A 15,271-nucleotide genomic window follows, 5' to 3' on the forward strand; every position below is an offset into this window, starting at 1 on the left:
AGTCACGCACTGTGGGCGACCTCCGTGCGGTCGAGGAGCCGGGCAGCCAGTCCGGGGATCCGGCCCAGACCGCCCAGGTCGATCGGGTTGGCGGGGACAGGTGGACCGTTCAGGGTGTCGAACCAGGTGTTCAGTGCGGCCGGGTCCAAGCGGTCGGGGTGGCACGTCTCCAGGGCTCCGCGCTGGGAGAGCGCTTCGGCTCGCACCAGTTGCTCCTTCCGGGGGCGTACCCGGGGCACCACCAGCATCGACCTGCCGGCGGCGAGCACCTCGCACACGGTGTTGTAGCCGCCCATCGCCACCACCGCGCGCGCGGATCCGTACCAGTGCTCCAGGTCGTCCCGGAAGGTGTGCACCACCAGGTCATCGCGTTCGGCAGCGAGTTTGCGGACGGCGCGACGGTCGGCGTCGGGCAGGTTCGGCCCGGTGATGAGAACACCCTGGTGCCCGTGCGGGTAGGTGGCCTCGGCGAAGGTGCGGGCCAGGTGGCCACCATCGCTGCCACCTCCGAGGACGCCGAGCACGAAGGGTCGCGGATCCAGCGAGCGGGGCCGGCGTACCCGCTCCGGGCTCGGTACCCGGCCGGTAGCCAGGTAGCCGGTGGCCCGCACCGGGATGGGCAGGTCGAGGTCGGCCGAGGCGTCGTACACCTGTGGGTCGCCGTACAGCCACACTTCGTCGTAGAAGGCGCGCAGGGCTGTGTTGGCACGGTCCCGGCGCCATTCGTCGCGCACCACCCGCGGCTCATCCAGCACGTCGCGCAGGCCGAGCACCACCTTGGTGCCGGCTCGCCGGGCGGCGGTCAGGGCGCGTTCCATCTCCCCGTGGAACCCGCGAGGGTGCTTGTCCACGATCAGCAGGTCGGGCGCGAAGGAGGAGACGGCGGCGCGGAGCACCTCGGAGCGGATCCGGACCATGTCCTCCACACCCAGGCCCAGGGTGCGGGCCCGGTAGTGGCCCTCCTCGCACTTGGCCAGCGCCGGCATCGAGACGATGTCGATTCCCGGGATGTGCCGGTTTCCGGTGGCTTCAGGTGCCCCGGTGAGCAGCAGCACCTCGGCATCCAGGCTGTGCATGGCCCTGGCGATCGCCAGATTGCGCCGGACGTGTCCCAACCCCTGTGCGTCGTGTGAGTACAGGGCGATCCGGGGACGCTCGGATCCGGCGGTCGCGGGTGAGTGCAGGGCGCGCGCACCCCGGCGGCGATACAGGTTCATCGGATCCTTCGATCGTGGGTCGGTCAGTGCGAATGGGCACTACCTTCGCCAGCGATTCGGAGAACCAGATGAGCAGCCGATGAGAGGGCTCTCATCTGAGCAGTGGCGCGTGAGGCGATACCCGTCCCGATCGGGGTGCCAGAGGGAGGGCAGAGGGGGGGCGCCGCCGGCGGGCACCGCGGCGCTCGGGCTCAGCCCACCCGGGGAGCCCGCGTGGCCCACGCTGGGAGCACGCTGCGGAGTGTCAGCGGTGCTTGCGCCGGTACCGGTCGAAAGCGATGAGGCTCAGACCGGCACCCAGGAGCCAAGCGTCCTTGGCGATGGCGATCCCGTCCGGAGTCGGGCGCAGGCTGCCCTCCTGGCGCAGACCGGGTGCGCGCAGGTACAGGCCCACCAGGCCGGCCGCGAACGCGGTCAACCCGGTGCCGGCCACGCGCGCCGGTACGCCCGGGATGAGCAGCGCGGCGCCGATCACGGTCTCGGCGATGGCCAGGGCCTTGTTGAACTCCTCCGCCGGCACATCGGCCAGGAACGGGTAGGCGGCGCTCGCGAAGCCGTGGGTCTGCGCCGCGGTCTCGGCGTCGGCGCCCAACTTCTCCATACCGGAGTTGATGATGAACGCACCGGTGGCGATCCGTAGCGGCCAGGTGGTCAGCGCTCGTGACTTCGACATGTGATCCTCCTGTTGGTCGCGGGGGCAGGGTCAGGCCGAGGGCGGTGCCACGTGTTGCTGGGCCGGCACCTCGTCCTGGCGCAGCACACCGACCGGGCAACTCATGCCGTTGGGCCCGTGGTTGCAGTACCCGCCCGGGTTCTTCTCCAGGTACTGCTGGTGGAAGGCCTCGGCGTAGTAGAACATCCCAGCCTGCGAGGCCGGACGCAACTCGGTGGTGATGTCGCCGAGCCCGTGCTCGCTCACCACGGTGTTGAAGGCCTCCCGGGAGGCGCGGACCAGCGCCTCGTCGGCCTCGTCGGTCCAGTAGATCGCCGAGCGGTACTGGGTGCCCACGTCATTGCCCTGACGGTGCCCCTGAGTGGGGTCGTGGTTCTCCCAGAAGGCTTTGAGGATCTCCTCCAGGCCGATCCGTTCGGGGTCGTAGACCACCTGGACGGCCTCGGTGTGGCCGGTCAGGCCGGTGCACACCTCCTCGTAGGTCGGGTAGGGGGTGTAACCGCCCTGGTAACCGGCTGCGGTGCTGATCACCCCGGGCAGGCGCCAGAAGATGCGTTCGGCGCCCCAGAAGCACCCCATCGCCAGGTACACCGAGCGCGCACCCTCCGGCCAGGGTCCGATCAGCGGGGAGCCGAGCACGTCGTGGTTGGTGGGGACCGGGTAGGCCGGCGCCGTCCGCCCGGGCAGGGCCTGCTCGGGCATCACCATCTGGGTTGGCCGGCGGCTACCAAAGATCACGTACGACTCCTCACGCTGACGGAACCACCGAAACACGGCGGGTATATCTGCGCAACACCAGGATTGGTCGTAGTGTTCCCGATGCGGGGCCATGCGCTCAGTGTGTGCGGGCCGTACGCTGAGCCACAGACGAGAGGCTGGAGAGGCGATGGCGCGAGGAGCTGGGCAGCGGTTCATCGACCGCTTCACGTCCGATGGGGGTCGCGACGATGACGATCGGTCAGCGGCATCCCCGGCCTCCGCCGATCCGGCGTCGGATCCCGAAGCGGAGCCGGAGCAGATCTCAGCCAGGGCCCGGGCCGAGGCCGATGAGGACCTCACAGCGCCGGAGGGGACGCCCCAGAGGTTGGGGGATGCCGCGACTGCGCAGGCATCCTCGCGGGTGGTCTCGGCTTCGGCTTATGTGACGCCCGCGGTGCGCGGTGCGGCGGCCTGGGCGTGGCGCCTCGCCATCATCGCGATCGTCGGTGGGGCCCTGGTGTGGGCCCTGATGCAGTTGAGCCTGGTGGTCATCCCGGTGCTGGTGGCGGTGCTGCTGGCCGCGTTGATGATGCCGGTGGTGCGCTGGCTGAGCGGGCACGGGGTGCCCCGGACGCTGGCCGTGGCGCTGACCATGCTCGTCAGTTTCGGTGCGGTCGGCACGTTGCTCACCCTTGCCGGGCGCGCGGTCAGCTCCGGTATCGCCGATCTGGCCGACCAGGCGGTCCAGGGGCTGTACGCCTTCGTCGACTGGCTCAGCGAGGGGCCACTGAACATCAGCCCGGACCAACTCGAGGAGTACCTCGATGAGGCGCTGGAGCAGGTTCAGGATAATGTCCAGGAGATCGTGACCGGAGCGATCAGCGTGACCACCACGGTGGGCCAGATATTCGCTGGGATGCTGATCGCCCTGTTCTGCCTGTTCTTCTTCCTGCGGGATGGGCGCACCATCTGGACCTGGGTGGTGGGACTCCTGCCGCAGGCGGGGCGCGCTCAGATCGACGGTGCGGCGTTGCGGGGCTGGCTGAGCCTGGGACAGTACTCCCGGATGCAGATCCTGGTGGCCTTCATCGACGGTGTCGGCATCGGTGTGGGGGCCTGGATTCTCGGGGTGCCGCTGGCCCTGCCGCTCGGAGTCCTGGTGTTCCTGGGTTCGTTCATCCCGATCGTTGGTGCCGTGTTGACCGGTGCGATCGCGGTGTTGGTGGCGCTTGTGGATGGCGGATTCTGGACCTCGGTGATCATGCTGGCGATCGTGCTGGGTGTGCAACAGGTCGAAGGGAACGTGCTGCAGCCGTTCCTGATGGGACGCGCTTTGAAGTTGCACCCGGTGGCGGTGCTGCTCGCGGTGACCGCAGGTACCGTCCTGGGCGGGATCATCGGAGCACTGCTCGCCGTGCCGATCATCGCGGCCACCAATTCGGTGATGCTGTACCTGCACGGACATGACAACGCGCCCGCGGAGGACCAACGTGACCTGGAGCGGGCCACGCTGCAGATGCAGCGTGATTTCCGACAGCGAGGAAAGGTCCGCACTTCTTGATCACGCTCGAGACGATCCGGGCCGCCGCCCGGGAATTGGAGGGGGTGGCCCAGCGCACCCCGATGGAGTACTCGCGGGCGTTGAGCCAGGTGGCGGGTGTCCCGGTGCACCTGAAGTGCGAGAATCTGCAGCGCGGTGGTTCGTTCAAGATCCGTGGTGCGTACACGCGGATGTCCCGGCTCAGCCCGGCGGAGAAGGCCGCCGGCGTGATCGCCGCATCCGCCGGCAACCACGCCCAGGGCGTGGCGCTGGCGGCGAGGATGCTGGGGATCTCGGCCACCGTGTACATGCCGGTCGACGCCGCACTTCCCAAGGTGGCGGCCACCGCCGGGTACGGGGCCGAGATCCGCCGGGCCGGCTCCAGCGTCGATGAGGCTCTCGTCGAGGCACGAGCGGAGGCCGAGCGCACCGGGAAGGTGGTGGTCCATCCCTTCGACCATCCCGACATCGTCACGGGACAGGCCTCGATCGCCCTGGAAATCGCCGAGCAGACGCCGGAGGTGGCCACCGTGCTCGTGCCCACCGGGGGCGGGGGGCTGCTGGCCGGGGTCGGCGCCGGACTGCGCACGGTCCTGGGGCGGCCGGTGGAGGTGGTCGGTGTGCAGGCGGAGGGCGCGGCTGCCTACCCGGCGTCGTTGAGCGCCGGGAGCCCGATACCGCTGGAGGCGATGCACACGATGGCCGATGGGATCGCGGTGGCCACTCCCGGGCAGGTGCCCCTGGAGATCGTGCAGGAATCGGTGGCCCGGGTGGAGACCGTGACCGAGGAGGAGATCTCCCGGGCCCTGCTGATGCTGACCGAACGGGCCAAGTTGGTGGTGGAGCCCTCCGGGGCCGCCGGTATCGCCGCGTTGATGCACCGTCCCGGGGCTTATGCCGGACCGGTGGTGGCGATCCTGTCCGGGGGCAACATCGACCCGCTGGTGCTGATGCGGGTGCTGCGACACGGCATGGTGGCGGCCGGCCGGTACCTGCAGGTACAGGTCCGGGTGAAGGACACCCCCGGCAACCTCGCCCGGTTGCTGGCCCACCTGGCCGACCTGGACGCCAACGTCCTTAACGTCGGGCACGTGCGCACCGCGGCCGACCTGGCCGTCGACGAGGTGGACATCGCGGTCGAGTGCGAGACCAACGGTGCCGAGCACTGCGACTCAGTCCTGCGGGCACTGGCCGGAGAGGACCACTACCGGGTGCTGTGGGGTTCGATGGAGGCTCCCACCGCGTGAGCGGATGGGTCAGCGGTGACCACCCGGAGAACTGGGGTGCCCGCCGAGCAGGTGCGGTGACCTGCCGGCGGGCACGGCGTCGTCGTCAGCCCTTGTAGGGCTTGGCGGCGGAGATCTTGACCTCGATGGTCGCTCCGTTGGGTGCCTGGTACTCCACCGAGTCACCGACCTGCTTGCCCGAGATCGCCGAGCCCAGCGGTGAGCCCGCCGAGTAGACATCCAGGTCGGTGTCGACGGCACCTTCGCGCGAACCGAGCAGGAACGTCATCTCGTCCCCACCCACGTCGGCGGTGACCACCATGCCCGGTTCCACCACGCCGTCGTCAGCTGGTGTCTCCCCGACGTGGGCGTTGCGCAGCAACTCCTCCAACTGGCGGATCCGCGCCTCCTGCTTGGCCTGCTCCTCCCGAGCAGCGTGGTAACCGCCGTTCTCCTTGAGGTCACCCTCATCGCGGGCGGCGTCGATCCGGTCGGCGATTTCGGCGCGTCCCTTACTCACCAGGTGGTCGTACTCGGCCTTGAGCCGGTCATAACTGTCCCGTGTGAGCCACGTGGTTTCGGACACGTTCCCTCCTCGGCATGAAATGGAGCATGAATGAATAGGGCCCGGTGCTGAACGCAGGGAACCTCTGGTCGTCCATGAGGTTCTGACTCACCCGGAGGCTCGATGCGGTCCGCTCCGGGCGGTGCAAGTGCCCCATTCTAGCAAGATCTGCGCGAATTCTCGCGAAGCAACGGTGCCGGAGGGGTCAATTCACCAATTCACATGAGCGCACGATGCCGGTTACCGGGGCCGCGCTGGTGGCCACGGGTACCCTGACCTGGTTCACCCGGTCCTGGAACGGGCCCAGGCGAGTATCGAGCAGGCCGACCTGGCCGAAGTTGGCGTCGAGGGCCTCGATCGTGCAGTCGGCCTGCTCACCCGGGGGCATGGTGATCTCGAACAGCACCTCTACCGAGGCCTGGTCGGGGGCCACGAAGAAGGAGATCTCCTGGGTGCTCACCGACGGGGCCAGTCGGTCGGTGGCCACCCACAGGCCGAAAGCGCCCGCCAGCACCGCGACGGTCACGGCTAGGATCCACATGGTCCGCCGGCCGCGCCGAGCATCGCGCACCGGGCCGTACCGTTCGGCCAGCCTGCGGTCGGCCGGGGCCTGCGGCGCCGATGCACCCTGCACTGCTGTCATCCTTACACTGGTCGGTAGCACAGACCGGTATGCCTGTGCGCGACAGTCTCGCACTTCTCTCACCCCACACCTAGCCAGGAGGTTGGTCCGTGGTCAGCCAGGACCTGCGGCTGATGGCCGTACATGCTCATCCCGACGATGAGTCGAGTAAGGGGGCTGCCACCATGGCCCGCTACGCATCCGAAGGGGTGCAGGTGCTCGTGGTGACCTGCACCGGCGGGGAGCGTGGTTCCATCCTCAACCCCCGCCTGGAGAACGATGAGACCGTGCTCGCCGACCTCCCGGGCACGCGCCGCCGGGAGATGGCCGCCGCAGCGCAGGTCCTCGGCGTGGATCAGCACTGGCTCGGTTTCGTCGACTCGGGCCTGCCCGAGGGTGATCCGCTGCCGGACCTGCCGGAGGGCTCCTTCGCGCTCACCCCGGTGGAGGTGGCGACCGAGGCGCTGGTCGAGGTGGTGCGCCGGTTCCGCCCGCACGTGATGACCACCTACAACGAGAATGGTGGCTACCCCCATCCCGACCATGTGATGACCCACAAGATCTCGATGGCGGCTTATGAGGCGGCCGGCGATGGCGAGCAGTTCCCCGACGCCGGGGAGCCGTGGGAGGTCTCGAAGATCTACTACGACGTGGGCTTCCACAAGGAGCGGATCCTCACCGTGCACGAGGAACTGATCGAGCGGGGGATGGAATCGCCGTTCGGGGACTGGCTGAAGCGCTGGGAGGACCGGCCGAGCCGGGAGGTCACCACGCAGGTGCCCTGCGCGGACTTCTTCGGCCACCGAGACCGGGCGCTGTTGGCCCACGCCACCCAGATCGACCCCGACGGGTTCTTCTTCGCCGTCCCCCGCGACGTGGAGCGAGAGGCGTGGCCGACCGAGGAGTTCGAACTCGCCCACTCCCGGGTGCCCACAGACATTCCCGAGGACGACCTGTTCGCCGGGGTGCGGGCGTGAACGTGCGCTCGAGGGCCGCCGTGCTGATCCACGACGATACCGGCGGCGTGCACCCGGTGGCCGATCAGCTGGCCCGGGGATCCGATCCGAATCTGGTGGCCCCGGGGATGGCGGCGTTCCTGGCCTTCCTCGCGCTGGCGCTCGCGGTGATCGCGCTGGGATGGTCCCTGACGCGTCAGGTGCGCCGCTCGGAGTACCGCAACGCACAACGCCGCGCCGCGGCCGCGCAACAGCGCCCCGGGCCCGCCGGAGCCGGTGCAGCGAGCGTCGGTGACGTCGGCGCCGACAGCCCTGATCCTGGGGACCGGCGGCCCGGAGGTGACGACGACGCATCACCAGGGGCGCCGGCGACGTCCCCCCCGGCCGACACCCCCGCCGACGGGGGATCGGAGGCGAGACCGTGACCAGCCCACTCGACGTCGCGGTGGTGCAACTGCAGGCGGATGAGGATGTGCACGAGAATGCCCGCGCCGCCGCCGAGGCGATCCGGGATGCCGGCCGCGCGCAGTTGGTGGTCCTGCCCGAGTACACCAGCGGCTGGGCCAAGCACCTGCGCCCGGAGCTGGCCCAGCCCGCTCGGGGGCCATTCACCGAGGCCGTCCGGCGGGCGGCCAGGGAGTCCGGACGCACCGTGGTGCTGGGCACGATGGAGCCCGACGACGGCGAGTCGGCCCGCTGCGCAAACGTCGCGCTGGCCATCGGACCGGACGGGCAGGACCTGGGGCGCTACCGCAAGGTGCACCTGTTCGATGCTTACGGAATCCGGGAGTCCGACACCTTGACCCCGGGGCCGGCCGGCGCCGAGCACGCGCTGGTGCTCGACGTCGGTGCACTGCGCGTGGGTGTGGCCACCTGTTATGACATCCGGTTCCCCGAGACCTTCCGGGTGTTGGCCGACGCCGGTGCGAACGTGTTCGCCATCGGAGCCGCGTGGGCGGCCGGGGAGGGCAAGGCCGAACTACTCCTGACCCTGGCGCGTGCTCGGGCGATCGAGAACGGCAGTTACGTGCTGATCTCCTCCCAGCCCGGGCCCGGCCGGTCCGGGCACAGTGCCATCGTCGATCCGCGCGGGGTGGTGCTCTCCCAGGCAGGGAGCGATGAGGCACGCACCCTGCGCGCCGCACTCGACCCGGAGGTGGTGCGCGCCACCCGGGCTCAGGTGCCGAGCCTTGGCCATCGCCGGTACCGCGTGGTGCCGGTCGACGGCGCCGGTGGCCGGGTCGGCTAGCCGCCTCAGCGGACCGTCGGTGCGCCGTCAGCAGGCCTTCTGCGGCGTCAGCGGGCCAGCAGCACCGCCGCCCCGACGGCCACGGCGTGACAGGTGTAGCCGACCACGGTGCCCACGTGGAAGATCTCGTGATAGCCGAAGTAGCGCGGGCTGGGATTGGGCCGCTTGAACCCGTAGGCCAGTGCGCCCAGGGTGTACCCGAGGCCACCGGCGATGATCAACCACACCACGGCCGCGTTGGAGGCGGACCAGAACGCGGGCATGAACCACACCGCCACCCAGCCCAGCGCCACGTAGACCGGCACGTAGAACCAGCGCGGCGCGTTCAGCCAGAACACCCGGGCACCGATCCCGGCGAGGGCACCTCCCCAGACCACCGCGAGCAGGACGGTGGCGGTGCGGACCGGGAGCAGCATCACGGCCAGCGGGGTGTAGGTGCCGGCGATGACCAGGAAGATGTTGGAGTGGTCCAGCCGGCGGAGGGTGGCGAACCGGCGCGGGGACCAGGTGCCCCGGTGGTAGATCGCGCTGGTGGTGAACAGCACCACGGTGGTCACCGCGAACACTGCCACCGCCGCGCGCGCACCCGGCGTCGGGGCCAGGACCAGCAGCACGATTCCGATCACCGCAGCCAGCGGTGCCATCACGGTATGGATCCACCCACGCAGCAGCGGCTTGGCGAGGGCCTGGGCAACGGTGTCGCCGGTGGAGGGGGCGGTCATGTGGCACGTCCGGGGAGTCTGGGGGCGGTGGTCCAGGCCGAGGGGCGCAGCCCCACTCGCCTTACCTACGCCATCGTAGGTTACGCGAACGTAGCCTTCAACGGAGATGCGAGCGAGTAGCGTATAGCCAGCGTGTGGTGCGCCCCGTGCCAGGTGGCCGCCTCCGCACGCACCCGCATCGCGTCCCGCCCGTACCGGTAACCGAGAGGAGAACCGCATCCGCATGCGACCTCCGGCCCTGCTGTACGGACTGTATGAGCGCAAACTCTCCCGGGATCTGCAGTCGGCCCAGGTGCCCAAGCACGTGGGGGTGATGCTGGACGGCAACCGTCGTTGGGCGCGGGCGGTCGGCCTGGACGCAGCCCACGGACATCGCGCCGGGGCTCAACGCATCCATGACCTGCTCACCTGGTGCGCCGAGGCCGGCGTGTCCGTGGTCACCATGTGGATGCTGTCCACCGACAACCTGCGCCGGGAGGCCCAGGAGGTCTCGGACCTGTTGGAGATCATCGCCACCGCCGTGCAGGAGCTGGCCGACACCGGGCGCTGGCGGCTGCGCATGGTCGGGGAGCTCACCCTGCTGCCGCAGGAGATCGCGGCCCGGCTGGCCGCGAACGAGGCCGCCACGGCCGACGTGGACGGTATGCAGGTCAACATCGCCGTCGGGTACGGGGGGCGCCACGAGATCGCCAACGCGGTGCGCTCCCTGCTCAAGGAACACGTGGCCGCCGGGCACAGCCTGGAGGAGATCGTCGAGGAACTGACCGAGGCCCACATCGGTGAGCACCTGTACACCAAGGGTCAGCCGGATCCGGATCTGGTGATCCGTACCTCGGGGGAACAGCGCCTGGGCGGCTTCCTGCTCTGGCAGAGCGCGCACAGTGAGTTCTACTTCTGCGAGGCGTTCTGGCCGGACTTCCGCAGGGTGGACTTTCTGCGGGCGCTGCGGGCCTACTCCCGCCGGGAGCGCCGGCTGGGTCGCTGACCTGGTGAACACCGGATGACGTTTCGGCCCCCGGCGTGCCGTAACGCGGATCGGTGTCCACCAAGTCGTAGCGTGGGAGCACTGGATGGCAACCTCGCCATCCATCGGAAGGCCAGCCCATGGAGTTCACGCTCGGATGGGGAAGGGGCCTTCGGCCCCATCGGCCGACCGCCCTCCACCCGCGACCGCCACACCTGACGGTGTGCCGCGGCAGGTCCAGCTAGAGGAGCTACCTGTGAGCCGTGAATCCCTCGAGTTCGACGTCCAGATCGGATCCATGTCCGAGGCGGGGGGAGGCGCGGCAGAGCTGCCCGTGGCCGACCCTGCCCCCGACCTGGCCGACGGCGAGGTCGTCACCTATGTGCTGGACACCTCGGTGCTGCTGTCCGATCCGTGGGCGATCCTGCGGTTCGCCGAGCACGAGGTGGTGCTACCGGTAGTGGTGATCACCGAGTTGGAGGGCAAACGCCACCACCCCGAGCTCGGCTACTTCGCGCGCAGCGCGCTGCGGATGCTCGACGATCTGCGTCTCGAACACGGCCGGCTCGATTCCCCGGTTCCGGTGGGCGACCAGGGTGGAACGGTACGGGTAGAACTCAACCACTCCGATCCGGCGGTGCTGCCCTCGGGTCTGCGGTTGGGTGACAACGACACTCGTATCCTGTCCGTGGCCGCCAACCTCGACGCCGAGGGGCGCCACGTCACGATCGTCTCCAAGGACCTGCCGATGCGGGTCAAGGCCTCATCGGTGGGGCTGCGGGCAGAGGAGTACCGGGCCCAGCTCGCCCTGGACTCGGGGTGGCGCGGGATCTCCGAAGCGGGACTCAGCGAGGAGGAGATGGGGGAGTTGTGGGCCAGTGAGCGCCTGGTCATCGCCGACCTGGTGGCCGGGGAGACCGTGCGTGACCTGCCGTGCAACACCGGGCTGGTCCTGCACTCCCCGCGCGGTTCGGCGCTGGGCCGGGTCACGGCGGACAAACAGATCACACTGGTGCGCGGAGACCGGGATATCTTCGGGATGCACGGGCGCAGCGCCGAACAGCGCATCGCCATCGACCTCCTGCTCGACTCCGAGGTAGGCATCGTCTCCCTGGGTGGGCGGGCCGGCACCGGCAAGTCCGCCCTGGCACTGTGCGCGGGCCTGGAGGCGGTGCTGGAGCGCCAGGAGCACCGCAAGGTGGTGGTGTTCCGGCCGTTGTACGCCGTCGGCGGCCAGGAGCTGGGCTACCTGCCCGGTAGCGAGGCGGAGAAGATGAACCCCTGGGCCCAGGCGGTGTTCGACACCCTGGGGGCGGTGGTCTCGACCGAGGTGGTCGAAGAGGTGATGGACCGCGGCATGCTCGAGGTACTGCCCCTGACCCACATCCGTGGCCGGTCCCTGCACGATGCGTTCGTGATCGTCGACGAGGCGCAGTCACTGGAGCGCAACGTGCTCCTGACCGTGCTCTCCCGGATCGGGCAGAGCTCTCGGGTGGTGCTCACCCACGATGTGGCCCAGCGCGACAACCTGCGCGTGGGACGCCACGACGGCATCGCCTCGGTGATCGAGTCACTCAAGGGCCACCCGCTGTTCGGACACGTGACGTTGACCCGTTCCGAACGCTCTGCGGTGGCGGCGCTGGTCACCGAGTTGCTCGAGGGGCCGGGGATGTGAACTGACGGATGCGGAAAGTGAATTCCGCGTCCGCCCTTCGGGCGTGATCCTGGCCACTATCGCGAGCGAGTATCTCATATGCGAGATATCGTGCCCGAATGACCACGATTGAGCAGACCCAGACCACGGTGCCCGAGATCGGTGCCCTGATCCGCGGGGCCCGGCAGAACAAGGGCCTCACCCAGACCCAGTTGGCCGAGTTGCTCGGTACCAGCCAGAGCGCGGTGGCCCGGATCGAGAACGGCGGGCAGAACCTGACCGTGGAGCTGCTGGGCCGGATCAACCAGGCCCTGGAGGCGGATCTGCTCCACCTCGGCCGGCCCCGCGCCTCCCACCTGCGGGTGACGGGAGAGCAGAAGCTCTCCGGGACCATCACGGTGAAGTCCTCCAAGAACGGCGCAGTAGCCCTCCTGTGCGCCGCACTGCTCAACCGTGGCCGGACCACCCTGCGCGGAGTCGCCCGGATCGTGGAGGTGGACCGGATCGTGGCGGTGCTGCGCTCCATCGGGGTGCAGGCCACCTGGTCCGCCGACGGAAAGGACCTCGAACTCGTTCCGCCGGCCGAGTTGGATCTGGCGAACATCGACACCGAGGCAGCCCGTCGAACCCGCAGCATCATCATGTTCCTGGGGCCGTTGCTGAACAGGGAAGCGGCGTTCGAGTTGCCCTACGCCGGGGGCTGCAACCTGGGTACGCGCACGGTGGAGCCACACATGATCGCCCTGCGGCCCTTCGGCCTGGACGTGCTGGCCACCTCCGGCGCCTACCAGGCCACGGTGAATCCGGAGCGGCCGACCGACATCAAGGTGGTGCTGACCGAGCGCGGTGACACGGTCACCGAGAACGCCATCATGGCTGCCGCCCGGCACCCGGGAGTGACCACGATCCGCAACGCCAGCCCGAACTACATGGTCCAGGACCTGTGCTTCTACCTCGAGCTGCTCGGGGTGCGGATCGACGGGATCGGTACCACCACCCTACGGGTGCACGGCCTGGCCGACATCGACGCCGACGTCGACTACGCCCCGGGTGAGGACCCGGTGGAGGCGATGAGCCTGCTCACCGCAGGCATCGTGACGAACTCGGAGATCACCGTGGCGCGGGTGCCGATCGAGTTCATGGAGATCGAACTGGCCACACTCTCGGAGATGGGTCTGCGCTACACGCTCTCGGAGGAGTACCCGGCCGCGAACGGGCGCACCCGGCTGGTGGACGTGACGGTGCAGCCGAGCGAGTTGAAGGCCCCGATCGACAAGATCCACCCGATGCCCTTCCCCGGCCTGAACATCGACAACCTGCCCTTCTTCGCGGTGATCGCCGCGACCGCCTCGGGCACCACGATGATCCACGACTGGGTCTACGACAACCGCGCCCTGCACTTGACGGACCTGACCAGGCTCGGTGCTGACGTGCGGCTGCTGGACCCGCACCGGTTGGACATCACCGGTCCTACCCGGTTCTCCGGCGCGGAGGTGACCTGTCCGCCGGCCCTGCGTCCGGCGGTGGTGATCCTGCTGGCGATGCTGGCGGCCAAGGGCACCTCGGTGCTGCGCGGTGTGGACATCATCGCCCGCGGCTACGAGCAGTTGCAGGAGCGGCTGATTGAACTCGGCGCCCAGATCGAGACGTTCCGCGACTGAGTACCTGCGCCGAAGGCGCGGGCGTGTTCAGCGCAGCGGGTCGAACGGGGCGAGCAGCTCGGGAACCTGCCCGGTGGTGATCGCCTCGGTGAGCAACCGCCCGGTCAACGGCCCCAGCGTGATACCCCACATCCCGTGCCCACCGGCGATGTGCACCCGGGGCGAGGCGGTCGGACCGATCTGCGGCAGACCATCAGGCGTGACCGGCCGGGAGCCGACCCACTCGTCCTCGCGCGCCTCGAAGTCCGCTCCGGTCAACAGCGGCCGCGTGGCGCCGACGATCGCCTTGATGCGGCGCGGGTCCAACGGGGCGTCGGGGCGCTGGAACTCCATCATTCCGGCCACCCGTAACCGTCCACCCAGCGGGGTGCAGGCCACGCGCTGGGCCGGGAAGTACACCGGCACCGTCGGCGCGGGGTCAACCGACACGGTGAAGGAATAGCCCCGTCCGGCTTGGACCACCTGGCGGACCCCGAAGCCACGGGACAGTTGCGGCAGCCACGCCCCGGTCGCCAGCACCACCACGTCGGCGTCCAGTCGTTCGACCTCGCCCCCGGTGCGCGCGGGGCTCTCACTGCGGGTCTGGCCACTACGGACGTTGTCCGCCACGGTGACCGAGGCCGGTGAACCCGGCCCACCGCCGTCGGCGGCTATCACCCGCCGTCCTTCGTGCACCGTGGTGCCCTGAGCGCGCACCGCCGCCGCCAGTGAGGTCAGGAAAGCGGGCGGGTCCATGAAGCGTGTCCCGTGCAGCCGGATCGCCTCGACCACCTGCTCGGACAGTGCCGGCACGATCTCCCGCGCCGCGTCGCCGTCGAGCAGGTCGGCGCCCACGTCCTGACCGGCCGCACGGATCTGGTCGAACTCTTCCATCAGCAGTTTGTGCTGGCCGGGACGGGCGAAGCAGGCCAGGAACGCCTCGGGCTCCACGGTGGGTTCACTCACCCCGTTCTCGGTCAACTCGTCGAACGCCGCCAGTGACTCCCGGTTCAGCGGGATGTAGTGGCCCATCGCCCTGGTCCAGGCCCCGGCGGTGGAGCGGCGTAGGAAGCCGGCCAGGAACCGGATCAGCACCGGGTCGATCCGGGGCGGGACGTAGACCGGGGAGTTGGGGGAGATGAACGCCTTGAGTCCCGAACGCAGGATCGCGGGCTCGGGTAACGGGGTGGTGATCGGAGGAGTCAGCCAGCCGGCGTTGCCCCAGGACGCCCCGGCGGCTACGTGATCCTGCTCCACCACGGTCACGTCCAGGCCGGCGCGGCGCAGGTGCCACGCGGTGGCAAGTCCGACCATCCCGGCGCCAACGACGATCGCTGACTTCGGCGTGGGGATACTGCGTTGGCGGACCGCGGCGATGCGGCGGTTTCGGAGGGAACCCATTGGTCCTTGGTACCAGCCGCGCAGCGGCGATGCCAGCGGTTTGACGCGCAGGTCCTGCGAAGCCGGTGCGCCGCCGTCCCCGGAACCGGGGCGGGGCGTCCGGTCGGGCACAACCCGGGCCCGGGCCGGGAAGAGTCCCCGTG

At 69.6% G+C, this 15,271-nt stretch carries 15 protein-coding genes; 8 read left to right on the plus strand and 7 right to left on the minus strand.

The window, feature by feature from the left end:
- Window positions 1–2 precede the first annotated feature (2 nt).
- From ACO0LV_RS11735 to msrA, 3 genes are all read right to left on the minus strand, one after another.
- Window positions 3–1,217: a glycosyltransferase family protein gene (locus ACO0LV_RS11735; RefSeq protein ID WP_424788087.1), complete on the minus strand. Its 1,215-nt coding sequence runs from the start codon at window positions 1,215–1,217 to the stop codon at window positions 3–5.
- Window positions 1,218–1,461: 244 nt separating this feature from the next.
- A complete protein-coding gene (locus ACO0LV_RS11740) occupies window positions 1,462–1,890 on the minus strand; it encodes a DoxX family membrane protein (RefSeq protein WP_424788088.1) in 429 nt (142 codons plus the stop codon).
- A gap of 30 nt (window positions 1,891–1,920) precedes the next feature.
- Window positions 1,921–2,598, minus strand: a complete 678-nt coding sequence (gene msrA, locus ACO0LV_RS11745; RefSeq protein WP_424788212.1) for a peptide-methionine (S)-S-oxide reductase MsrA — start codon at window positions 2,596–2,598, stop codon at window positions 1,921–1,923.
- A 178-nt stretch (window positions 2,599–2,776) separates the two neighbouring features.
- Here msrA and ACO0LV_RS11750 point away from each other — a divergent pair, with 178 nt between their 5' ends.
- Both ACO0LV_RS11750 and ilvA read left to right on the plus strand, forming a co-directional pair.
- Window positions 2,777–4,150, plus strand: a complete 1,374-nt coding sequence (locus ACO0LV_RS11750; protein ID WP_424788089.1) for an AI-2E family transporter — start codon at window positions 2,777–2,779, stop codon at window positions 4,148–4,150.
- Window positions 4,147–5,376: a threonine ammonia-lyase gene (gene ilvA, locus ACO0LV_RS11755; RefSeq protein ID WP_424788090.1), complete on the plus strand. Its 1,230-nt coding sequence runs from the start codon at window positions 4,147–4,149 to the stop codon at window positions 5,374–5,376. The genes ACO0LV_RS11750 and ilvA overlap by 4 nt, the downstream gene beginning before the upstream one ends.
- Window positions 5,377–5,461: 85 nt before the next feature.
- Here the strand turns inward: ilvA and greA are convergent, their stop codons facing one another.
- Together greA and ACO0LV_RS11765 are read right to left on the minus strand one after the other, a co-directional pair.
- The gene (gene greA / locus ACO0LV_RS11760; RefSeq protein WP_424788091.1) at window positions 5,462–5,941 is read right to left on the minus strand and encodes a transcription elongation factor GreA; all 480 of its coding nucleotides are present in this window, start codon (window positions 5,939–5,941) and stop codon (window positions 5,462–5,464) included.
- A 184-nt stretch (window positions 5,942–6,125) separates the two neighbouring features.
- The gene (locus ACO0LV_RS11765) at window positions 6,126–6,554 is read right to left on the minus strand and encodes a DUF4307 domain-containing protein (RefSeq protein WP_424788092.1); all 429 of its coding nucleotides are present in this window, start codon (window positions 6,552–6,554) and stop codon (window positions 6,126–6,128) included.
- A gap of 122 nt (window positions 6,555–6,676) precedes the next feature.
- Here ACO0LV_RS11765 and mca point away from each other — a divergent pair, with 122 nt between their 5' ends.
- The 3 genes from mca to ACO0LV_RS11780 are packed head-to-tail and all read left to right on the plus strand — an operon-like array spanning window position 6,677 to window position 8,747.
- Complete coding sequence (gene mca / locus ACO0LV_RS11770) at window positions 6,677–7,519, plus strand: mycothiol conjugate amidase Mca (protein WP_424788213.1); 843 nt, start codon at window positions 6,677–6,679, stop codon at window positions 7,517–7,519.
- Entirely contained in the window at window positions 7,516–7,923 is a 408-nt protein-coding gene (locus ACO0LV_RS11775) for a hypothetical protein (protein ID WP_424788093.1), read from the plus strand. Before mca ends, ACO0LV_RS11775 begins: the two co-directional genes overlap by 4 nt.
- On the plus strand, window positions 7,920–8,747 hold the full coding sequence (locus ACO0LV_RS11780; RefSeq protein ID WP_424788094.1) for a nitrilase-related carbon-nitrogen hydrolase: 828 nt from the start codon (window positions 7,920–7,922) through the stop codon (window positions 8,745–8,747). The genes ACO0LV_RS11775 and ACO0LV_RS11780 overlap by 4 nt, the downstream gene beginning before the upstream one ends.
- 47 nt (window positions 8,748–8,794) lie before the next feature.
- Here the strand turns inward: ACO0LV_RS11780 and trhA are convergent, their stop codons facing one another.
- Window positions 8,795–9,469: a PAQR family membrane homeostasis protein TrhA gene (gene trhA / locus ACO0LV_RS11785; RefSeq protein ID WP_424788095.1), complete on the minus strand. Its 675-nt coding sequence runs from the start codon at window positions 9,467–9,469 to the stop codon at window positions 8,795–8,797.
- A gap of 223 nt (window positions 9,470–9,692) precedes the next feature.
- Between trhA and ACO0LV_RS11790 the strand changes: the two genes are divergently transcribed.
- The 3 genes from ACO0LV_RS11790 to ACO0LV_RS11800 all read left to right on the plus strand — a co-directional run bounded on the left by ACO0LV_RS11790 (window position 9,693) and on the right by ACO0LV_RS11800 (window position 13,748).
- Complete coding sequence (locus ACO0LV_RS11790; RefSeq protein WP_424788096.1) at window positions 9,693–10,454, plus strand: isoprenyl transferase; 762 nt, start codon at window positions 9,693–9,695, stop codon at window positions 10,452–10,454.
- 277 nt (window positions 10,455–10,731) lie between these two features.
- A complete protein-coding gene (locus tag ACO0LV_RS11795; protein WP_424788214.1) occupies window positions 10,732–12,108 on the plus strand; it encodes a PhoH family protein in 1,377 nt (458 codons plus the stop codon).
- Between the two features lie 98 nt (window positions 12,109–12,206).
- Complete coding sequence (locus tag ACO0LV_RS11800) at window positions 12,207–13,748, plus strand: UDP-N-acetylglucosamine 1-carboxyvinyltransferase (RefSeq protein ID WP_424788097.1); 1,542 nt, start codon at window positions 12,207–12,209, stop codon at window positions 13,746–13,748.
- 27 nt (window positions 13,749–13,775) lie between these two features.
- Here ACO0LV_RS11800 and ACO0LV_RS11805 read toward each other — a convergent pair whose 3' ends face one another.
- Window positions 13,776–15,128, minus strand: a complete 1,353-nt coding sequence (locus tag ACO0LV_RS11805) for an NAD(P)/FAD-dependent oxidoreductase (RefSeq protein ID WP_424788098.1) — start codon at window positions 15,126–15,128, stop codon at window positions 13,776–13,778.
- Window positions 15,129–15,271 lie beyond the last annotated feature (143 nt).

Origin of the sequence: Pseudactinotalea sp. Z1739, assembly GCF_049725055.1 — a bacterium.
In the GTDB taxonomy this organism is placed as follows: Bacteria; Actinomycetota; Actinomycetes; order Actinomycetales; family Beutenbergiaceae; genus CALKWS01.